We start from the raw sequence: 20,393 nt of genomic DNA, 5'->3' as shown, positions 1-20,393 counted from the left end.
ATTTTTTACCTTAACAGTAATGGAGCTATTTTTTAGGATAATTCCATCGTTGCTAAATTAAATAAAAACGCTCGGTTTTTTGATTAAACTATTATTGGCATGGTTTTTTTACCTTATGTTGCTATGAGACAATTCAATATTTTAAGTGTTTTTTTGCTGGCTCTGGTTTTGGGCTGCAATGAACCAAATAAAAAGACGACAGAGGAGGACAAAGAGGCCCGTCTTCCTGCCGGTGCATTTCCAGAGTATTCCGGAGATCTGATGATTGTTCCGGGCAAGTCGATTGATAATGTGTTTTTAGGGCAAGACATGCAAGAGGTTTTTAAGATTTTAGGGAATCCAAATGACGGTGATGCCGCGATGGGAAAGGCGTGGGGGATATGGTACCTCAGAGATTCAACTGATACCAAAAAAGGAATGCTGTCGGTTTATTCATCTTATAAGGATAGCACGATGGTTACTAAAGACGTTAAGCAGATTGTGGTGAGTGCTTCGAATTACAGAACTGATAAGGGTTTAAGGATTGGAGTATCTCTTGATGAGATAAAGGCAGTTTTTCCGAATGTAAAAAAGGCCGAGATTTATGTGAGCACTGTTAAAAAAGATACTTTAGTTGTTTATGATGCAGAGGATGAGGGGATAGCTTTTGATGTAAGGAATAAAGGAGATCATTTTTTTACTACTGCCATTACAGTACATCCTAAAAAAGTATCGGTAAATAGTACATATTTAACGATACATCCGGGTTGGAATAAAGTTCAATAAAGAAAGATTGTTTGACGCTGCTGATTTTAGGGCTGTCGTTTTGAGGCTTTCGTCATCTCCTTTGATTAACCAAAGGAGATGACGGTGCGTTCTAAAGTATGACGATGCGTTCTAAAGAATAAAAGTTAAGATCTTTTAATTTACTTTAATTTCAAATGGCATGCGTGTTTGTACGCCTGATTTTGAAATGGCTGATTTTATTTGCTGATAAATTGGATAGCTATCGCCAAGTTCTTGCTTGGCATAATATGTTTTTACTTTATCGGTACTGTTTTCCATAAATGACTTTAGGGGGCTTATCATTTCAGGATATTCCACTACTCTGTACTCTTTTACCTTTGCTTTTTTTGCTGCCGAAACAATAGCATCATTAAAGCTTCCGGTTCTATCTGCAAGTCCTATTTTTACCGCATCTGTACCTATCCAAACACGGCCACCACCAATGCTATCAATATATGCTTTAGACTTTTTACGTCCTTCAGATACATGAGTAATAAAGGTATCGTAAACTCTGTTTACATCAGTTTGAATAATTAGCCTTTCGCCATCAGTTAGAGGGCGGTTAGTACTCATGATATCGGCATATTTTCCGGTTTTAACACCATCAAATGTAATTCCAAGTTTGGAGTTCAGTAATTTCTGGAAATTAGGAATCACACCAAATACGCCAATAGATCCAGTTATTGTGTTTGGCTGTACAAAAATTGAATCCGCTGCACAAGCAATATAGTAACCTCCGGATGCTGCCACATCACCAAATGAGGCAATTACCGGTTTAACTTTTTTCGTAAGAATAATTTCTCTCCAGATTACATCAGAAGCAAGTGCGCTGCCGCCTGGTGAGTTTACCCTCAATACAATAGCTTTGATGCTTGAATCTAATCTGGCCTTTCTGATGGTTCTGGAAAGGCGCTCAGAACCAATCTGTGCATTAGAGCCTTCTCCACCAACAATATCTCCATCAGCATAAATTACAGCTACTTTGTTTTTACCGCTTTCACTTTTATCGGCGTTTATATTTTTGGCATAATCGTTTATAGTTATGCTGCTGATATTGCTTTTCTTGTCTTTACCGCTTAAAGATTTAAGCTCGTCAAGAATTTCATCTTTAAATTTAAGACCATCAATCAGCTTATAAGCAAGTGCGTCTTTTGGCTGCTGAATTTTATAATCGTCTGCAATCTGATGTAAGGTCGGGGTACTGATGTGTCTGCTTTCAGCGATTCCTTCAAGAAATGTATTGTACATCCCGGTTAAATAAGCGGTAACCTGCTCACGATTTTTATCGCTCATTTTATCGTTAATAAATGGCTCAATTGCACTCTTATAAGAGCCTACTCTTATAATTTGTGCCTCAATACCTAATTTATCCAGTGCTCCTTTAAAGAACATGACCTGAGAGCTCAAACCTTTAAATTCAAGTGCACCTTCAGGATTCAGATAAACTTTATCGGCCACAGAGGCCAGATAATAAGCACTCTGCGTATAAACCTCGCTATAAGCTATAATTTTCTTTTTGCTGGTTTTGAAATCAATTAAAGCATTTCTTACCTCGCGTAATGTTGCGAAGCCCGCATTTGGAGAAGTTACATTAAGATAAATGCATTTAATATCATCATCTGTTTTTGCTTTTTTAAGAGACTTAAGAATATCATTAAATCCTATACTTTTCTCGCCATCTCCACCTACAATTGGTAGATTTGAAAAAGTATCATCCGGAGTTCGCTCTTTAATTGCCTGATCCATATTTAAATAAAGTACCGAATTGCTGCTTACACTAACAGTTTTATCACTCTCGAGAGATGAAACAACACCAACAATAACTACTACAAATAACAGGGTAAAAAGGACAAGTGAAATGATAACTCCAACAACGGTTGCAAAAACATACTTGAAAAATTCTCTCATGTGGTGGTTTAATATTTATTTTGTAAATATAAGTAAAAAAATAGCCTGAGGCTTTTATATGATATTTGATACTAAAAAAGTTTATTTGTTACTGGGTAGCAACCTTGGCGATAGGGAACAGTTGATTGAAGATGCCATTAAACAAATTGCTAATGAAATAGGAGAGGTGTTTATAAGATCGTCAGTTTACGAGACTGAGGCCTGGGGAAATGAAGATCAGCCTTCTTTTTTAAATATCGCATTAGGTGTTAAAACTAAACTTACACCCATTGATGTGCTAAATAAAGCTTTGGAAATTGAACTTGAACTTGGAAGGGTTAGGCATGAAAAATGGGGTTCTCGTTTAATTGATATTGATCTCATTTTTTATGATGACATTGTGGTAGACATGGGAGCTGAATTACAAATACCTCACCCTCAGATGCAATATAGAAAGTTCGTTTTAGAGCCTTTGGCTGAGATAGCTCCTGATTATATACATCCGGGTTTAAAAATAACCGTTCGCGAAGTATTAGAAAGATTACGTGATAATTTATCTGTATCTAAAATTTAATTATATTTTTGTTCCAATGATTAACGTAAATAAAAATGATGAGCCTTTAGATCTTTCTTACTTAAGAGAGATGTCTGCAGATAATGCGGAGTTTATCATAGAGATGATAGATCTTTTTAAAGTTCAAACGCCGGTATACCTTTCTGAGCTCGAAAGTGCAGTAGCCGCTAGAAACTGGCCATTGGTATCAACCTGTGCACATAGAATGAAACCTACCTTTGCTTATATTGGAAGGGAAGATGCTAAACTGCACATGCAAATGATTGAACATAATGCCCGCGAGCTTATTGATGTAGAAGCATTGCCTCAGGCATTTGCTGAAATTGCTGAGTTTGTGCCAATCTTATATAAGCAACTAGATCGTGCAAAAGCGGATCTTGAAAAAGATCTTTAAGCTGCAGGAATACGTCTGAAATGTAAAATTGACAATCCGATATACAACACCAGTATAAAAGGAATAGCGGCAAATTTCAGAAAAGGCAGTAGCAGTGCTGATATGATCAGAAAAATATACTTTATTTTATTCTGAGCCCAGCTCGTTGAACTGAATTTTAAAGAGAAGATTCTAATCTCACTTACCAGTAGCCAGCTTAATAGTGCCGTTAATCCAATAAGCAGTAAGGTAGAATTGATAACCGAGGGATAGTCTTTTTGAATAAACGGCAGGGAGACTATAAACAAAGTATTCATTGGGGTATTTAAACCGATGAAATCTTCCGTTTGCCTGGTGTCGTTATTAAATTTGGCTAATCTTAATGCAGAGAATACCGTAATAATAAAGGCCAGATAAGGCAGGTAAGGCGATGCATAGTCGCTTTGCGAAAGTAGTTGGTACATTACTACTCCTGGCAGAAAACCGAAGCTTACCATGTCGGCCAAAGAATCCAGATCTTTTCCGATGTTTGATTTTACGTTTAATAATCTGGCTGCAAAGCCATCAAAGAAGTCAAAGATTCCGGACAGCAGCACAAAATATGCTGCTGTCTCCAGAGCTCCGTTAAAAGCATAAACTATTCCGATGCAGCCTGAGAACAGATTTGCACAGGTAATTGCATTAGGGATATGCTTCTTTATCATTTATTAGCTATTCATCGAAATTAAAAACTCTTCGTTCGATTTTGTGCCTTTTATTTGTGCCTGTACAAATTCCATGGCTTCCTGAGCATTCATATCAGCCAGGTGGTTACGTAAGATCCATACACGTTGTAAAGTGTCTCTGTCATGTAACAGGTCATCTCTACGTGTGCTCGAAGCAGTAATATCGATAGCAGGGAAGATACGTTTGTTAGATAGTTTACGATCTAACTGTAGCTCCATGTTACCGGTACCTTTAAATTCTTCGAAGATCACCTCATCCATTTTAGAACCGGTATCTGTTAACGCAGTTGCAAGGATGGTTAAAGAGCCACCTTTTTCTATGTTACGTGCGGCACCAAAGAAACGTTTCGGTTTGTGTAATGCATTTGCATCAACACCACCAGAAAGGATTTTACCCGATGCAGGAGCAGTTGTGTTATAAGCTCTGGCTAACCTGGTGATAGAGTCTAGCAAGATTACTACATCATGACCACATTCTACAAGACGTTTAGCTTTTTCTAAAACGATGTTGGCAATTTTAACGTGACGTTCTGCCGGCTCATCAAAAGTTGAAGCAATAACTTCAGCTCTTACACTTCTTGCCATATCAGTAACCTCTTCCGGCCGCTCATCTATCAGTAATATGATCAAATAAACCTCAGGGTGATTTTTCGCAATTGCATTGGCTACCTCTTTGAGTAAATTGGTTTTACCTGTTTTAGGCTGCGCTACAATTAAACCACGTTGCCCTTTACCTATTGGGGTAAACAAGTCAATGATCCTGGTAGAGTAGTTGTTGGTTTCTGTGAAAAGATTTAACCTTTCAGTAGGAAACAAAGGAGTAAGGTAGTCAAATGGAACACGGTCCCTAACATCAGCTGGTAAGCGTCCGTTAATAGTTTCTACTCTTACTAAGGGGAAATACTTTTCGCCTTCTTTTGGAGGGCGGATGCTTCCTTTTACCGTATCACCTGTTTTTAAACCAAATAGTTTGATTTGCGACTGAGATACATAAATATCATCAGGAGATGAAAGATAATTGTAATCAGCAGATCTAAGGAAGCCATAGCCATCAGGCATAATTTCCAGAACACCTTCGTTGGTGATGGTATTATCAAAATCAAGATTTGAATAGCTATTCTCATTTTGTTTTTGATGACCGCCAGTATTAGGTCCTTTAGGTCTGTTCTCGTCTCTTTGAGGTTTATTGCCTTTTTTGTTTTCGCCTGAAGGAACGTTTTGGATAGGCGCCACTACAGGAGCGGGTTGAGCTGTTTCGGCGACCTCTGAAGGAGCTTCAGTAGCTTCAATCTGAGGCTCAGCATCCGGAACGGATAATTCTTCAGCAGCTTCCTCAGCATACCTTTGTTCCGAGCCGGGAAGCGGATCAAACAACGATGCCCTATTGAAAGGTTTAGTTGTTGGGCCTTCTTCTTCCTTTGCAGGAATCCGGATTCTTTTACGGGTTGGTTTTTCAGCAGTACCAGTATCTTTTACAGTTTTCGCTTTACTGATTTTAGCTGGTGCTGCTACCTCAGTCACCTCAGCTACAGGAGCGCCTGTTTCTTGTTCTGTTATTTGTGCAATAATTTCAACCAGTTCAGCCTTACGTAACTCATCAGCATTTAGTATACCTTGAGTTTTTGCAATCTCACGCAATTCGGCTGTGAGTTTTTCATTTAATTCTGTTTTATTAAACATTATATGGGTGTAGAGAAATTTTTAAAAATAGAATTTACCAATTGAACAGAGCAGAAAATACGGCTATAAAAGATAGTAGAAGACAAAATTTTATTGGATTTTCTGGAATGATCAGATAAACTTTTAGAGAATTATGTTGCAATTGTATGTATTTGTAAACTAATCTCCAAGAAAAACTTAAAATTGTTTAAAATAATTTCATTCAAAAGTTTTTAAATAGGCATTAAATCACTGTTAAATTTGGCATCTTTGCACACAAAATTTACCCTCTGATGAATAAGAAGCAGTTATTTGAACAAATCAAAAGTAAGAAATCTTTTTTATGTGTTGGCCTTGATCCGGTTCTGGAAAATATCCCAAAACACTTATTAAAATACGAAAACCCTGTGTTAGAATTTAATAAGCAGATAATTGACGCAACTAAAGATCTGTGTGTAGCTTACAAACCTAACACTGCTTTTTATGAGTCGATGGGATTAAAGGGTTGGGAAACTTTAATTAAAACATGGCAATATATTCCTAATGATATTTTTACAATTGCTGACGCAAAAAGAGGAGATATCGGGAACACTTCGGCCATGTATGCAGATGCCTTTTTTAATGAGGCCAAGTCTGAGATGAGTTTTGATGCTATAACCGTTGCTCCTTATATGGGAAAGGATTCTGTTGGTCCGTTTCTGGAATATAAAGATAAGTGGGTAATCCTTTTGGCCTTAACATCAAATGCAGGTCATAGCGACTTTCAGTTGCATGAAACGCCGGATGGTAAATTGTATGAAGAAGTGATTCGAATTTCATCTCAGTGGGCAGGTAGTGAACAGTTGATGTATGTTGTAGGTGCTACACGGGGTTCTGAATTTGAAAATATAAGGAGACTCGCTCCCGATAATTTCTTATTGGTACCGGGTATTGGTGCACAGGGGGGCAGCCTTGCCGATGTTTGTAATTATGGCTTAAATAAAGAATGTGGCCTACTCGTAAATTCTGCAAGAGCTATCATATATGCAAGCAAAGGCGAAGACTTTGCTGAAAAAGCAAGGGAAGAAGCCATAAGTGTACAAAAAGAGATGGAGCAGATATTGTTATCTGCGAAATTGATATGACCGCTAAAACGGATTTTAAACTAATATTTGCTTTAATAGGTGTTGCTGTTGTTTGGGGAACAACATACCTTGGGATTCGTGTTGCAGTGGAAACCATCCCTGCCTGGTTTGTTGCCGCAATAAGACAAGGATTTGCGTCCTTAATTTTGATGGGGATACTGCTGAGCAAAAATGAATTGAAATGGAAAAGCTGGCCTTATTTGAGAAGGCAGTTGCTGGTATCTGTTTTAATGATTGTTGTTGCTAATGGAATGACTACTGTAGCAGAAGAAACCATACCTAGCGGATTAACATCGCTGATTAATGCGCTGAGCCCATTGGTTGTGTTTCTGGGAAGTGTATTGTTTGGTTTACAAAGACCCAGTTTAAAAGGCTTTGCAGGTGTAATTATTGGCTTTTTGGGAGTAGCTTTTATTTTTAGGGCAGGTTTAGGTGATCTGTTAGACCCTAACTATAAAACAGGGATTATGTTTTTATGTTTTGCGGTTACCGGTTGGGCCTCAGGAACTATTTACACTAAAAAATATACCCTTAAAACAGATAATATATTTCTTGATCTGTTTTATCAATTTGTATTCTCCGCTATAATTCAGCTCGGACTTGCATTTGTTTTCTCTGGAGATACACATATAGCGACCTGGAGTTTAAAGAGCTTAATGGCGGTAGGTTATCTGGCCATTTTTGGATCTGTAGTTGGGTATTTCTGTTACCATTATGCTTTAAAGAAGGTTACTGCTACCGAAGTGTCTGTACTTTCTTATTTCAATACCGTTATTGCATTGTTTTTAGGTTGGTTAATCCTTGATGAAATTGTTACGTTTGACATTATTATTGCTACAATCTTAATTATCCTGGGTGTATTCATCACAAATTATAAAAAGCAAAAAATATAATTTAGCGGGATAATAATAATAGCAGGATATACTAATAAATGCTAAATATTTTAATTCCGGGATAAAAGCACACAATGCTTTTACGTCTCAGGCGTTGTTACAACTAAATAAATATTACTGTACTCAAAAAAAATGCTTAAATTGTGGTATAGGAATTAAAATTTTAAAAAAATAATATGTTCCAGCGCATTGTTACCTTTTTTGAAAAGCAAAGTTTCGGGGTGTGTACTTACCTTGCAGAGCGTTTAAATATGTCGATTAGTAAAATCCGGCTGTTCTTTATTTACTCTTCCTTTTTAGCGGTAGGTTTTCCTATTGTGTTTTATATTCTGGCGGCACTTGTTCTAGATGTAAGACACTATATCAAAAGGATTCGCCTGCGTATTTGGGACGTATAGACGACCTTGAACTTTTAAAAGCTAAACCCGCAGAATTTCTGCGATCTCAGAGAAACCCTTTTCCTCAGCCAGGTCAGCAGGTAGTTTGCCCCCTTCCATTCTGCTGTTTACTTCAGCATTATGCTCTAGCAATAGAATAATTATTTCAATGTCTCCCTGTTGGGCAGCTGCATGAAGAGGTGTGAAACCCGCTTGTTGTTTTACGTTTATTATTGCCCCGGCATCGATCAGCATCTTGGTGATGTTATAACTTTTAATAGCTACTGACGAGTGTATAGGATATACATTAAAGCCATTGTTTGCAGGGATATTTACATCTGCTCCGCTTTCTATCAGGAATTTGCATATCTCCTCATTGGCAAAATAAGTGGCTAAACCCAAAGGCGTAAAGCCATCAGCCGATAAAGAATTTACTGAATCCGGGTTTTGAGCAACCAATTTGGTAGTAAGCTCATATTTGCCTAGTGCGCAGGCTTCAAATATGGTAAGGTTTGCCACAAAACTTGCAATTAATAAGGCAATTCCAGGTTTTCTGTAATAGCATGCCAATAATGCAGGGGATATCCCGTGGCTTGTTTTTTGACTGGCAAGCTGCGGCTGTTTGGTTAAAAGATCTGATATCTCTTGTTTCTTATCGGCTTCGATTAAACTTTCAAGATGAGCAATGTCCATTGTTAAATTTAAATTAAAAATGCTTAATAAAATTAACAAACTTAGCTAAAAATGTTTTATCTAAAAAAGAATCCCGCCTAGCGGAATACTAAACGGGATCACCCTAAAACAAAACTATATCTAAAAAATCAAAACTTAAACGCTTTGTATCTATGACTTTAATTAAGCGAGAAGGTTTAAAATACTCGAGGAACTTATTTTAAGAAGATACTTGTTTTGTAAAAGTTTTTGAAGAAATAAACGTTTTTACATTGAATAAATTTGTTGAATTAGACGATGTTTAGCGGTATTTGTAATATCTTAGCATAGATGGCAATAATATTATTTAAGTTTGTTGATTATTAATATTCGTAAGAAAAATGTCGGTAAGGGGAAACCAATTTAAGTCCAATTCTTTTAAAAATGATCAAGCTGATAAGCAGGGCTCCAGATCGCAAGGCACAAAGAAATTCAGGGAGAGATCAGAAATATTGCCCCGTCTGGATTTTCAGAATGGACGGGCGATTAAGATCATAGGCTTGTTTTTTGTCATTCTTTCACTATACTTTCTTATAGCTTTTACTTCATACTTATTTACCTGGCAAGAAGATCACAGCTATGTAATTGATGCTAATGGTGGCTGGAGTAATTTGTTTAAAACTTACGAGGAACTGCAGCAGGTAAATATCCCTCCAGTAGTGCAGAACTGGCTTGGCAAGATAGGTGCATTGCTATCTCATCAATTTATTTACGAATGGTTTGGTGTGGCCTCTTTTCTTTTTGTATTTGTATTCTTTGTTATTGGATACCGATTGCTGTTTAAGGTAAAAATATTCGCCCTTGAAAAAACATTGGGTTATAGCCTTTTCTTTTTGCTGTTTATCTCTTTAACTTTCGGGTTTTGCCACGCTTTCTTTTCCAATGCCCCTCATTTTTTAGAAGGTGAGTTTGGCTATTGGACTAACAAACTGCTGACCGCCCAGATTGGGACTGCAGGAGTAGGGGTGCTAATTGCTTTTTTAGGGTTAACGATTTTAATAATTGCCTATAACATAGATTTTAAACTACCCCTGCGTAAACAGGATGGCGGAATTGTTCCTGAAACACCTGATAATATTGAACTGGAAAACGAAATGCCCTCTGAGCCTGTTGAGTTTACACTTAATGATAAACTAGGTAATCAGCGTAAAAAGGAGCAGAATATAGTAGTTACTCCGTCAAGATTTGAAGAAAGGGAAGTTGAAGAGGAAAAACCACCAGTATTTACTCAGGCGGTAAATGTTATGCATCCACCAATTGTGCTTTCGCCATCAGTTGATGAACGACCTAAATCCCCTATTCTGGAGGTTCCCAAGGCAGAGCCAGAATTAACTATTGAAAAAACTGAAGAAGATAAGAAATCAGAAGAGCTTGTTGAACAATTCGGTAATTACGACCCTACGCTAGATCTGGCCAGTTATAAATATCCTCATCTGGACTTATTGGAAAACTATGGTTCTAATAAAATATCTGTTAATGCAGATGAGTTGGAAGCCAATAAGAATAAGATTGTTGAGACCCTAAATCATTATAATATAGAGATTGATAAGATTAAGGCTACAATAGGACCAACGGTTACACTTTATGAAATTATCCCGGCACCTGGTGTCCGTATTTCGAAGATCAAAAATCTGGAGGATGATATTGCTTTAAGTTTAGCTGCTTTGGGTATACGTATTATTGCACCAATGCCTGGTAAAGGTACCATTGGAATTGAGGTGCCTAATATGCACCCGGAAATGGTTTCAATGAGAAGTATTCTGGCTACAGAGAAGTTTCAGCAAACTACAATGGATTTACCTATTGCACTGGGTAAAACCATCTCTAATGAGGTTTATATTGCTGACCTTTCCAAAATGCCTCACTTGCTTGTTGCCGGGGCTACCGGGCAGGGTAAATCGGTAGGTATTAACTCAATTTTGGTGTCGTTACTTTATAAAAAGCACCCTTCGCAACTTAAGTTTGTGTTGGTCGACCCAAAAAAGGTTGAGTTAACCTTATTTAACAAAATTGAGCGTCACTTTTTGGCGAAGCTGCCTGGTGAGGCTGATGCCATTATTACGGATACCAAAAAGGTAATTAATACCTTAAATTCTCTTTGTATTGAAATGGATTTAAAGGAATACAATGAGAAATTCATTAAAAGGAAATTAAATCCGAATAACTCGCACAGATTTTTGCCATATATAGTGCTGATAGTTGATGAGTTTGCAGATTTGATGATGACCGCTGGTAAAGAGGTAGAGACGCCTATTGCCCGATTGGCGCAACTTGCACGTGCGGTTGGTATTCACCTTGTACTTGCAACCCAGCGTCCTTCAGTAAACATTATTACAGGTACCATAAAAGCCAACTTCCCGGCACGTTTGGCGTTCAGGGTATTGTCTAAGATAGATTCAAGAACTATTTTGGATAGCGGTGGTGCAGATCAGCTAATTGGTAGGGGGGATATGCTATTGTCTACCGGAAATGACCTGATCAGGTTGCAGTGTGCATTTGTTGATACACCGGAGGTTGATAGGATCTCTGAATTTATCGGTGTTCAGCGTGGTTATCCGGAAGCTTATCAGCTGCCAGAATATATCGATGAGGCAGCAGAGTCAGCTAAGCTTGATTTTGATCCGAACGATAGGGATTCTATGTTCGAAGATGCCGCCAGATTAATTGTTATGCATCAGCAAGGTTCTACATCTTTAATACAAAGAAAATTAAAGCTTGGTTATAATAGAGCAGGCCGTATTATTGACCAACTAGAGGCTGCAGGAGTGGTTGGCCCATTTGAAGGAAGTAAGGCAAGAGAAGTTTTAATACCTGATGATTACGCTTTGGAACAGTTCTTGAATGAGCTTAATAAATAATTAAAGAACATGATGAAGAAGATAGTGTTGTTGATGTTTGTGTTGGGAGTTACCTTGTCCTCTTACGCTCAAACCGATGCCAAGGCGAAAGCCATATTGGCAGAGGTAAGTAAAAAATATCGTTTATACGATGTTGTTAAAGCCGATTTCACTTTTACTGTAGATAATCAGCAAGCAAAAATTAAAGAAACGCAGCAAGGCACATTGTATGCAAAGGCCAGTGCCAATAAATACAAGGTTGCCATGACTAGCCAGGATTTAATAAGTGATGGTAAAAGCCAGTGGACTTATTTGAAGGATGATAAAGAAGTACAACTTACGAATGTTGACAACAGTGATGATGTGATAAACCCCGCAAAGATTTTTACACTTTACGAAAAAGGGTATAAGTACTTATATACAGGAGATAGTAAGGTTGGTGGCAAGGTTTATCAAATGATCGACCTATCGCCTATAGATACTAAAAAGTCTTTTTTCAAGATCCGATTAAGTATTGATAAGGTAGCTAAGCAGATTTCCAATGTGCTGATCTTTGATAAGAATGGAAGCAAGTATGCTTATTCTATAAAATCTTTTGTGCCTAATGTTAAGGTCCCCGAATCTACATTTGCTTTTGATGCTAAGAAGTATCCGGGTGTAGAGGTGGTAGACTTGAGGTAAGATTGTATTTTTTTAACAATTTTTTCTAAGTTTGGTGGTATGACAGTAACTCCTCTATTTTGAAGATCACGATTTTAGGAACAGGTACTTCGCAGGGTATTCCTGTTATCGCATGTAATTGCATAGTTTGTCGGTCTGCCGATCATAAGGATAAGCGTTTAAGGGTATCAGTTCTGATAGAAACGGGGGATAGAACCATTGTTATTGATAGTGGACCGGATTTCAGATACCAGATGCTTAGGGCAAATGTTAAAGATCTGGATGCTATTTTGTTTACCCACGAACATAAAGATCATGTTGCTGGCTTAGACGACATCAGACCATTTAATTATCTGCTGAAAAAGAATATAGAGATATATGCAACAGAACGTGTTCAGCATGCTTTAAAAAAGGAATTTTCTTACATTTTCGCTGAAGCACACTATCCGGGGTTACCACAAATTGATTTAAATACTATAGCTAACGATGCTTTCTCTGTTGGCGAGACAACGATAATCCCTCTTGATATAATGCATTATAAGCTTCCTATTTTGGGATTCCGGATAAATGATTTTGTTTATGTCACGGATGCAAAAACTATTTCTGAAGAAACTATTTCTAAAATTGAAGGCGCTAAAATACTAGTTGTAAATGCTTTGCAAAAAGAGCAGCATATATCTCATTTTACATTAGATGAAGCAATTGACTTTGCCCGGAAGATAGGGGCAAAGGAAACCTATTTTACGCATATAAGCCATAATATGGGGCTTCATCAGGTTGTTGAAAAAGAATTGCCAGATAATATTAAATTAGCCTATGATGGGTTAACATTATATTGCGAATAAATATATATTTGCAGCAAGATACCCGGGTGGCGAAATTGGTAGACGCGCCAGCTTGAGGGGCTGGTGCTGGCAACGGCGTGGCAGTTCGAATCTGCTCTCGGGTACTTAAGGAAACAGCTCTATTGAGTTGTTTCCTTTTTTTATGGCAATAAACATCTGTAAGACAGATTATTAGTGTCTGGCCATTATTAGTTCGATTTTTACTGCGGATAAGACTTAGATTCTTTTAGATATGGTCTAGAATGGTGGTTTATGGTGGTCTCTGCGAAGTTTTGTATTAGTTCGATTTCTACTTATGGTTCTGCTGTTTTCCGTACTTCTAAAATCGTATGTTTTTGCGATACGATATAGAAAGTCCAAAATTATTACAGCGTATGTTTCACTTATCTGGATATTGTTCTTTGCCATTGTTGCAATTGCGAGTTTTACTGGAACTTTTTTCTCTGTAAAGCTCTTTAGTTCAGTATTTAAGCTCAATGCCTCAAATGTATTCACCGGCATTTTGAAAGATAGTATGTTTAATAATGCTCTGTTTAACTGTATAGAAACTGTACCCTTCCTGAAATCGCTGATAGTGGGAGTAATCAGATTTAGAATATATTTTTTGTCAACGATATCGAGTTCAGAATAACTGTGGAATATCTTAGTGAAGGATCTATCTGCTACTTGGAATTGTTTTTCAAGTAACCTTAGTTTCCCCGAATTACTATTTAACTCTATTCCGATATTATTGCTGATTGTCTGATACTCTTTTTTTAATTCTTTAAAGTCATCAAAATCTAGCCTGTCTTCGGCGAACAATTTCCGAACCTTTGAGAGTGCTGATTGCTGCTCTTCGAGCTGCCTGGTTAATAATCTTCTGTTGTTTAAATACTCGATCTTCTGTACACGGATATTTAAATCTTCCATAATAAGCCCAAACAATTCTGTTGTCTCATCTGAAAGCTGTAGTTCTTGCAGTCTCTTGCAATAGCTATCATTTAAAAGTTCCGCTTTTATCCTCATTTTACAGTCGTCCGAGCAATGATAGTATGGATATGCTTTTGTGGAACCTCTTGAAAAACTAGCGCGTAATTTTCTACCGCAGGATGGACAAACCAAGAAACCCTTTAGGAAGAAAAAATTGTTCAGCTCATCGGATTTGCATGTGATTTTCCTTCGGGTATTGATGATTGCTTGAACCTCATTAAATAACGATTCGGAAATCAATGGTTCATGTATTCCCTTAATTAGTTCCTGTGGCCGATCTTTTGCTGATATAGGGATTAGTCCACAGTACACGGGGTTTCGTACCAGCTTCCAGAAGGCAGATCTTGAAGATTTCAATCCCTTTGCAAAGGCCATTCTTCTGACAGTTTCTATAGTGAAGGAATTTTTTGCCAGTTGTTTAAAAGCCCATTTTATGATATCAGCTGCAGGTTGGACATGTACAATTTCTTTTTTTCCGTCAAAAGCCGTGCAGTTTATGAACCCCAAAGGCGCCTTATTTGGGTATCTTCCCATCATTTTTGCCCTTTTAATGCCATTTGATGTATTCAATGATCTTCTGTTATTTTCAGCTTCAGGAATTGATAGATATATGGCAAGCATTACCGTACTCTCAGGTACAGTGAAATCTATAGGTTGGTCGATTGCCATTGCAGTTGTATTGAAATTCCGGAGTATGCCGATCATTTCGTAGGCATATTCAATATTCCTGCTAAATCGGTCCCATTTTACGAAAAGAATGTTGGTCTCTTTTTTTTTCGAATCTTTCTTGACTGCTGTCAATAATTTTTTCCACTCTGGGCGGTTGAAATTCTTCGCTGAAAAATCTTCCTGATAGATGCCAGCAACCTCAATGTTATTAAACTTACAGTGCTTCAGCAAATGGTCTTCCTGCTCAGGAAGGGAGTATCCTTTTCTTTTTTGTTCATCCGTGCTTACGCGGATATATAAGTAAGCTCTTGTCATTTGAACGCTTCCCTTGTTTTTCCAAATATTATGAGTTATTGTTATACTTAACGGTTTCTTTCGGTAAAAAATATCCTTAAATAATTTTGAATAGTAGGATAGGGATAGAGTTTGATTATTTGAAGGATGCGTGATCATGTTACTCAGCCTCAGAAGTTCTTGGTGGGTTTTGTTGCCAATTCAGGCATTATTGCTAGTGTTACCGCGGGATTTGCAATAGCTGAAAGTGCTGTTTTAAGTATTTTTTTTTGCTGACGCTCGGTACGCAGATATTTTGGACTTGAAAGAGGTAATGTATTTTATCGATACGGGGCGTTAAGTGTTTTGTAAGTGCACGATACAACATGTTGTTAAGCGAAATACTTAGTATATTTGTACTGTTGGTATCGTGATTTCTATCTATCGAAGTGATATATTCCAATTGTTAACGGGCATTATCTAAAATCAAACACTTGGAATTAATATGAATTATTTCTGGCAATCCATCAAGACGCGTTCTTATTGGAAATATGCGTTGTTATCTACCGATGCAGTTAAAACTTTTTTTGCTGTTTTAGGTGCAGTTTGGCTGTTGTTTGAAATGATGGATTTTTTCAAGCTTTTTGATCCTGAAAAATTACCAGTCTACAGTTTTTTTATTTTGATTTTTGTTTCATTGGTATTAGTTATTTGCACCAGGAGGCCTATCTCAAGGATAAGATACAAAGTCTCGGGTAAAGATTTGCAAATTGAAGTTAGAATCGGAAACCTCTTTGATTATAAAGGTCAAAAAGTTATCAGTACGAACACAACTTTCGATACAGATATCGCAAATGGTGTAATTGCTGCCGGCAGTTTACAGGGTCAATTTACCAATACATTTTATCCGCAACAGATTCAGGCTTTGGATCAGATTTTGGACAATTCATTAGTGAATATTGCAAGTACCCACTATCCTAAAATAAGTGGAAAGGACAAAAAATATCCTATGGGGACGACTGTAAGAATAAATATTGGCACAGAGATATTTTATTTGCTAGCTATGTCGGATTTGAATTTTAATAATACCGCCCAAACTACGCTGGATAACGTACTCCTTTCTACAAATGAACTTTGGCAATTTATCATTGCAAAAGGTGAAAACGAGCCTATTGTTTTGCCTTTAATCGGAACTGGCCGAGGCCGGATATCTACGAACAGGAAGAATTTAATAGCCCAAATTTCCCAATCGTTTATTAAAGCTTCAGAACAAAATATTTTCAGTAATAAATTAATCGTTGTGATTCATCCTACGGATGTCGAGAACTTCGATATTAATTTGTTTGAAGTAAAAGACCTTTTAAATCACTATTTAGCTTAAACCAATAAACCACAATACAAATTATGGCATATAGAAACGGAACATACGTTGCCTTCCATGCAAATGGAACGAATGTGCCGATAGAATCGGACATTAAATATTATAACCTGATTAAAGCATGGTGCGGTAAGGATGATGACTGTTTTAGTATTGTAAATAGCCATGATAAAACTGCGGCAGTTCGGGATAGCAGTTCAAAGGAAACTTTAAGAGCTAGCCTTAAAGTGCGTTTAAACAATAGTAAAAACATGATTTTGATTATCGGAGATACGACCAATGACGACCTGGACTGGGTACCTTTCGAAATCGAATATGCAGTGGACATTTGCAAAATCCCAATAATTGTTGCTTATCTGGGCGCTGAGGGTATCAGGAATGTACGTGCAATGTCCAGTAAATGGCCACCTGCTTTAACAAAGAGAATTGATAACGGGACGGCTATGTTAATTCATATCCCTTTCAAAAAAGAGCCAATCCATGACGCGGCAAGCTATTTTACGCACAATAATCCTCCAAAAGGTGGATCAGTCGGCATTTATAGCGATGAAGCTTATAAAAGATGGGGTATAGCTATTCAATAAAAGAAAAAAATAAAGATGCTAACTGATACTGAATTTAAACAGTTAGGGGATGAGGGTCTGAAAAAAGTGTTATCAGCTGACCGTCATTTCAAATACGTCAATTTGCACGATGGCTTAGAATACGTGTTAAAGACAAACACCTTTAAATTTACCCATCCAGGCGAATTTAATGATCCTTTTGACTGTAATGAAAAGATGATAGATGTGGTCATTTCACCGCAAATTGAAAAACAATTTATTCTAGAAGCAGGCGCAAAACATGGACTTCCAAGAAAGGAAATCCGTAAACATTTCAATAAGATTGGTGGTAATTCTCATTATCATAAGGTACTTAAGGAGAAAAAGAAGGACTTCAAGGTTAGCTGTTTTTCGGAAATTTCTGATGATGTTTTGATGTGGTCACATTATGCTGATAAACATAAAGGAATGTGTATCGGGTTTGATTTAAATCTCATTTGTCCTGATTATGTACTGTATCCGGTAAATTATATTGATGAAGTTCAGAAGATTGATGGTATGGCGAACACACCATATGTCTTTTATTATTGGGCTACGTTTAAAGCAGCCCGCTGGTCATATGAAAGAGAAATAAGAGCAGTTTCTAAAAATGGAAAATCCATAATAGTCTATCCGAAGGATGCGGTAAGAGAAGTGATTTTCGGATGTAATGTTAAGCAGTCAGAAATAGTAGTAACTATTAAAGCATTAAAGAAATTGCGATATAAAGGTATACTGCTTTCTCAGATGACTATCGATGGCGAGACAATGCAACTGAAAAAAATACCCCTAAAATATTGATTAAGCCCTTTCTGAATGAATAATCCAAAACGCCCAGTAAGTCATGTTCTAGCTACAAAATCTTCAAAATTTCTGGAAGGACATATCCCGAATGATTGGCATTATAATGTACCTAATAATGATTACGGAATTGATTATCAGGTTGAAATTTCCTTAAATGAGCAGGTAACGGGTCTAAATTTTTCAATCCAATTAAAGAGTACAGAAAATACAGAGGTAGGTAACTTTGCTAAAGTCGCACTGAAGAGAACAACGCTAAATTATTATAGGGTTCGCTTGGAGCCCGTAATGTTGATTATCTACGATGCAGATGCTAATGAGGCATATTGGTCGTGGATTAATGATCATGATATAGACTATGCCAAGAACAATAAAACATTTCAGTTTTCGATTTCAAAAACCAATAAACTAAGTGAAATAAACTGGGCGGAGGTAACCGGCCATGTACAGCGCATTTTCAATGCAAAGTCTTTTATAAGTGACTTTGATATTTTGAAAATTGAAGACAACATAGAACTGGCCGCTTGGAAAACATATTACGAAGGCGATTATGAACAAGCAATCTATCTTTTCAGGAGGTTAATTAGCAGTGGAAATACCGAATACAATCTCTATCAGGCGTTAGCTTGGAGTTTATATCAGACTTATCAGTATAATGAAGCGTTAAATACAATCAATCTGTTGCTTGATTTTCGAGAAACAGACAATGGTTTAAAAACAAAAGCCTGCATACTTGCTGAGGCAGGTTTCAGAGAGAATGACAAAGGAAAAATTATTCAGGCCCGAAATCTCTTCAAAAGATTTTCGACGGGCGGAGATAGTGCTTTGATGCTTTTTAATTACGGAAATACACTAAATGCACTTGGCAACTTTAATGAAGCGATTGAGCAGTATAAATTTAGTTTGGCTAAGGAACCGAACCATGCGCAGTGTTGGAAGAATTTGGGAACAACCTATTGTAACTTAGGTCAGCATGACCAGGAAATTTGTTGCTATGATAAGGCGCTTGAAATCGATCCGGACTTACCGCAAGCACTATTTAGCAAAGGCATCACACTGGCACAACACTATAAAAAATATCAGGAGTCACTTGCTTTGTTTCATCATGTTTTGGATGTAGACAATAGTTTGTTTGCTGAATATGTAAATGGTCTGTTTTGGGTTGCATACTGCTATGAACAAATTGGTGATTTGACCAAAGCTTTATTTTGGGTAGACAGGGGATTAAACCACGAGGGCTCAAATCCGTATTTTTTGAATTTTAAATCTAATTTATTGGGAAAGAACTGGCGCCTCAATCCTGAATTAAAAGAAAAGGCAATAGAGTTCTTTGAGTACCGGATCGAACTACAGAATGATTTCCGAAGTTTATATCATTTGATTATTATTCAGGAACATGACTTAGCAGCGGCTTTGAATCTGGTAAAGGATAAGTCAAATTTATATAAAGGACTGGTGTACGAGGAACTGCAGATCATCGGTATTACGCTCGATGATTTATTGGTTATGCTTTTGCAACTGGATTACTATATGGATTTTCGTGTCAAATATCCAACCACACGATATTTGGACCATATTATCTCGCAGCATTTCTCAATCGGCTCCAGTTTCTTCAATTTATTAGATTTGATTTTCGGTATCGCTTTTAACAGAGCCATTGTAGCTTACGGAAAGACTAATGAAGACCTAGCAGTACCAAAGACAATATTAGAAGTAATGCTAGCTTATATGCCAAAATTAGTCCACTTTTTAATTCCGGAAGATGAATATAGTGACATCGCTATTGCGGAAACTATGTTAAAAGCCTTTCAGGGATATATTGATTTAACCTTTCGGGAAATTGGTGCGCAAAGCGGTCATATTACAGTAAATCTGGAACTTAGAAATATTGACCCTTCTGAATATATTACGGATGAGTATAATGATGAACTAGGTGAGCGAATTTATAATTCATTTGTAGATCGCCTTACTGGCGGTATTGTGGAATAGTTAAATTTATTAAAATAAATAATTAGAATGGACGACGAATTTGCAAAGGAGCACGGCTTAATGACTGACAAAGAACTGGCAGATATGGATCAGAGATGGAAAAAAACCGAAGAGGAAGCTCTGAAAAATATGTTGAAGCATTTTGATAGAATCCATGATAAGCTATTCAACTTTAATAATATACTAATCGCAGGATATTTTGCACTTTCCAAGTTAGAAAAGGAAATTTCCCTAGCAACAATTCTTATTCCAATCGCAAATCTTGTGGTATTGCTCTACATCGAATATAAAATGATGGAAAAG

General features: G+C 37.1%; 19 protein-coding genes and 1 tRNA gene. 15 read left to right on the top strand and 5 right to left on the bottom strand.

Annotation, left to right across the window (positions count from 1 at the left end; translation table 11 throughout):
* The first annotated feature begins 123 nt into the window (after positions 1-123).
* On the top strand, positions 124-765 hold the full coding sequence (locus tag AC1DDX_RS14280; RefSeq protein WP_337715313.1) for a hypothetical protein: 642 nt from the start codon (positions 124-126) through the stop codon (positions 763-765).
* A 135-nt stretch (positions 766-900) separates the two neighbouring features.
* On the opposite strand, the gene sppA is transcribed toward AC1DDX_RS14280, so the two are convergent.
* Entirely contained in the window at positions 901-2,673 is a 1,773-nt protein-coding gene (gene sppA / locus AC1DDX_RS14275; protein WP_172660606.1) for a signal peptide peptidase SppA, read from the bottom strand.
* Between the two features lie 58 nt (positions 2,674-2,731).
* Here sppA and folK point away from each other — a divergent pair, with 58 nt between their 5' ends.
* Together folK and AC1DDX_RS14265 are read left to right on the top strand one after the other, a co-directional pair.
* Positions 2,732-3,226, top strand: a complete 495-nt coding sequence (gene folK / locus AC1DDX_RS14270) for a 2-amino-4-hydroxy-6-hydroxymethyldihydropteridine diphosphokinase (protein ID WP_172660605.1) — start codon at positions 2,732-2,734, stop codon at positions 3,224-3,226.
* Positions 3,227-3,242: 16 nt separating this feature from the next.
* Positions 3,243-3,620, top strand: coding sequence for a histidine phosphotransferase (locus AC1DDX_RS14265; RefSeq protein WP_048904397.1), 378 nt, complete (start codon positions 3,243-3,245; stop codon positions 3,618-3,620).
* Here the strand turns inward: AC1DDX_RS14265 and pssA are convergent.
* Both pssA and rho read right to left on the bottom strand, forming a co-directional pair.
* Positions 3,617-4,303, bottom strand: coding sequence for a CDP-diacylglycerol--serine O-phosphatidyltransferase (gene pssA, locus AC1DDX_RS14260; RefSeq protein ID WP_172660604.1), 687 nt, complete (start codon positions 4,301-4,303; stop codon positions 3,617-3,619). The two genes, AC1DDX_RS14265 and pssA, sit on opposite strands and share 4 nt — an antisense overlap.
* A 3-nt stretch (positions 4,304-4,306) precedes the next feature.
* Entirely contained in the window at positions 4,307-6,004 is a 1,698-nt protein-coding gene (rho, locus tag AC1DDX_RS14255) for a transcription termination factor Rho (RefSeq protein ID WP_172660603.1), read from the bottom strand.
* Positions 6,005-6,276: 272 nt separating this feature from the next.
* On the opposite strand from rho, the gene pyrF reads away from it, so the two are divergent.
* From pyrF to AC1DDX_RS14240, 3 genes are all read left to right on the top strand, one after another.
* Complete coding sequence (gene pyrF / locus AC1DDX_RS14250; protein WP_337715312.1) at positions 6,277-7,107, top strand: orotidine-5'-phosphate decarboxylase; 831 nt, start codon at positions 6,277-6,279, stop codon at positions 7,105-7,107.
* Complete coding sequence (locus AC1DDX_RS14245; protein ID WP_172660601.1) at positions 7,104-8,000, top strand: DMT family transporter; 897 nt, start codon at positions 7,104-7,106, stop codon at positions 7,998-8,000. Before pyrF ends, AC1DDX_RS14245 begins: the two co-directional genes overlap by 4 nt.
* Positions 8,001-8,176: 176 nt before the next feature.
* Positions 8,177-8,398: a PspC domain-containing protein gene (locus AC1DDX_RS14240; protein WP_048904402.1), complete on the top strand. Its 222-nt coding sequence runs from the start codon at positions 8,177-8,179 to the stop codon at positions 8,396-8,398.
* Between the two features lie 21 nt (positions 8,399-8,419).
* Here the strand turns inward: AC1DDX_RS14240 and AC1DDX_RS14235 are convergent, their stop codons facing one another.
* Positions 8,420-9,070 carry an ankyrin repeat domain-containing protein gene (locus tag AC1DDX_RS14235; RefSeq protein ID WP_172660600.1) on the bottom strand — a complete coding sequence of 217 codons (651 nt, stop codon included), beginning with the start codon at positions 9,068-9,070 and terminating at the stop codon, positions 8,420-8,422.
* A 359-nt stretch (positions 9,071-9,429) separates the two neighbouring features.
* On the opposite strand from AC1DDX_RS14235, the gene AC1DDX_RS14230 reads away from it, so the two are divergent.
* The 4 genes from AC1DDX_RS14230 to AC1DDX_RS14215 all read left to right on the top strand — a co-directional run bounded on the left by AC1DDX_RS14230 (position 9,430) and on the right by AC1DDX_RS14215 (position 13,534).
* On the top strand, positions 9,430-11,946 hold the full coding sequence (locus tag AC1DDX_RS14230) for an FtsK/SpoIIIE family DNA translocase (RefSeq protein WP_477622187.1): 2,517 nt from the start codon (positions 9,430-9,432) through the stop codon (positions 11,944-11,946).
* A gap of 9 nt (positions 11,947-11,955) precedes the next feature.
* The gene (gene lolA1 / locus AC1DDX_RS14225; protein WP_337715308.1) at positions 11,956-12,606 is read left to right on the top strand and encodes an outer membrane lipoprotein periplasmic chaperone LolA1; all 651 of its coding nucleotides are present in this window, start codon (positions 11,956-11,958) and stop codon (positions 12,604-12,606) included.
* Positions 12,607-12,665: 59 nt separating this feature from the next.
* Positions 12,666-13,430 carry an MBL fold metallo-hydrolase gene (locus tag AC1DDX_RS14220; RefSeq protein ID WP_337715306.1) on the top strand — a complete coding sequence of 255 codons (765 nt, stop codon included), beginning with the start codon at positions 12,666-12,668 and terminating at the stop codon, positions 13,428-13,430.
* 20 nt (positions 13,431-13,450) lie between these two features.
* A tRNA-Leu gene (locus AC1DDX_RS14215) sits at positions 13,451-13,534 on the top strand.
* A gap of 133 nt (positions 13,535-13,667) precedes the next feature.
* Here AC1DDX_RS14215 and AC1DDX_RS14210 read toward each other — a convergent pair.
* A complete protein-coding gene (locus AC1DDX_RS14210) occupies positions 13,668-15,383 on the bottom strand; it encodes a recombinase family protein (RefSeq protein WP_477611744.1) in 1,716 nt (571 codons plus the stop codon).
* 463 nt (positions 15,384-15,846) lie between these two features.
* Between AC1DDX_RS14210 and AC1DDX_RS14205 the strand changes: the two genes are divergently transcribed.
* The 5 genes from AC1DDX_RS14205 to AC1DDX_RS14185 form a co-directional block, all read left to right on the top strand.
* Positions 15,847-16,722 (top strand): macro domain-containing protein, encoded by an 876-nt coding sequence (locus AC1DDX_RS14205; protein ID WP_337715302.1) that lies wholly within the window; start codon positions 15,847-15,849, stop codon positions 16,720-16,722.
* A 23-nt stretch (positions 16,723-16,745) separates the two neighbouring features.
* Positions 16,746-17,303 (top strand): TIR domain-containing protein, encoded by a 558-nt coding sequence (locus AC1DDX_RS14200; RefSeq protein WP_477611743.1) that lies wholly within the window; start codon positions 16,746-16,748, stop codon positions 17,301-17,303.
* A gap of 15 nt (positions 17,304-17,318) precedes the next feature.
* Positions 17,319-18,101, top strand: coding sequence for a DUF2971 domain-containing protein (locus AC1DDX_RS14195; RefSeq protein ID WP_337715297.1), 783 nt, complete (start codon positions 17,319-17,321; stop codon positions 18,099-18,101).
* A 15-nt stretch (positions 18,102-18,116) separates the two neighbouring features.
* Complete coding sequence (locus AC1DDX_RS14190) at positions 18,117-20,090, top strand: DUF4365 domain-containing protein (RefSeq protein WP_337715296.1); 1,974 nt, start codon at positions 18,117-18,119, stop codon at positions 20,088-20,090.
* A 27-nt stretch (positions 20,091-20,117) separates the two neighbouring features.
* On the top strand, positions 20,118-20,393 hold a 276-nt coding region (locus AC1DDX_RS14185; protein WP_477622186.1), incomplete at its 3' end, for a hypothetical protein.

This window comes from Pedobacter sp. 10L46_2 (assembly GCF_056395165.1).
Note: the sequence above shows the minus strand (reverse complement) of the source record. Positions and strands in the feature narration are given on the sequence as shown.

Excerpts from the sequence above, each read along its gene's own strand:
- AC1DDX_RS14280 (WP_337715313.1), top strand. The coding sequence starts at position 124 with ATGAGACAATTCAATATTTTAAGTGTTTTTTTGCTGGCTCTGGTTTTG.
- sppA (WP_172660606.1), bottom strand. The coding sequence starts at position 2,673 with ATGAGAGAATTTTTCAAGTATGTTTTTGCAACCGTTGTTGGAGTTATC.
- folK (WP_172660605.1), top strand. The coding sequence starts at position 2,732 with ATGATATTTGATACTAAAAAAGTTTATTTGTTACTGGGTAGCAACCTT.
- AC1DDX_RS14265 (WP_048904397.1), top strand. The coding sequence starts at position 3,243 with ATGATTAACGTAAATAAAAATGATGAGCCTTTAGATCTTTCTTACTTA.
- pssA (WP_172660604.1), bottom strand. The coding sequence starts at position 4,303 with ATGATAAAGAAGCATATCCCTAATGCAATTACCTGTGCAAATCTGTTC.
- rho (WP_172660603.1), bottom strand. The coding sequence starts at position 6,004 with ATGTTTAATAAAACAGAATTAAATGAAAAACTCACAGCCGAATTGCGT.
- pyrF (WP_337715312.1), top strand. The coding sequence starts at position 6,277 with ATGAATAAGAAGCAGTTATTTGAACAAATCAAAAGTAAGAAATCTTTT.
- AC1DDX_RS14245 (WP_172660601.1), top strand. The coding sequence starts at position 7,104 with ATGACCGCTAAAACGGATTTTAAACTAATATTTGCTTTAATAGGTGTT.
- AC1DDX_RS14240 (WP_048904402.1), top strand. The coding sequence starts at position 8,177 with ATGTTCCAGCGCATTGTTACCTTTTTTGAAAAGCAAAGTTTCGGGGTG.
- AC1DDX_RS14235 (WP_172660600.1), bottom strand. The coding sequence starts at position 9,070 with ATGGACATTGCTCATCTTGAAAGTTTAATCGAAGCCGATAAGAAACAA.
- AC1DDX_RS14230 (WP_477622187.1), top strand. The coding sequence starts at position 9,430 with ATGTCGGTAAGGGGAAACCAATTTAAGTCCAATTCTTTTAAAAATGAT.
- lolA1 (WP_337715308.1), top strand. The coding sequence starts at position 11,956 with ATGATGAAGAAGATAGTGTTGTTGATGTTTGTGTTGGGAGTTACCTTG.
- AC1DDX_RS14210 (WP_477611744.1), bottom strand. The coding sequence starts at position 15,383 with ATGACAAGAGCTTACTTATATATCCGCGTAAGCACGGATGAACAAAAA.
- AC1DDX_RS14205 (WP_337715302.1), top strand. The coding sequence starts at position 15,847 with ATGAATTATTTCTGGCAATCCATCAAGACGCGTTCTTATTGGAAATAT.
- AC1DDX_RS14200 (WP_477611743.1), top strand. The coding sequence starts at position 16,746 with ATGGCATATAGAAACGGAACATACGTTGCCTTCCATGCAAATGGAACG.
- AC1DDX_RS14195 (WP_337715297.1), top strand. The coding sequence starts at position 17,319 with ATGCTAACTGATACTGAATTTAAACAGTTAGGGGATGAGGGTCTGAAA.
- AC1DDX_RS14190 (WP_337715296.1), top strand. The coding sequence starts at position 18,117 with ATGAATAATCCAAAACGCCCAGTAAGTCATGTTCTAGCTACAAAATCT.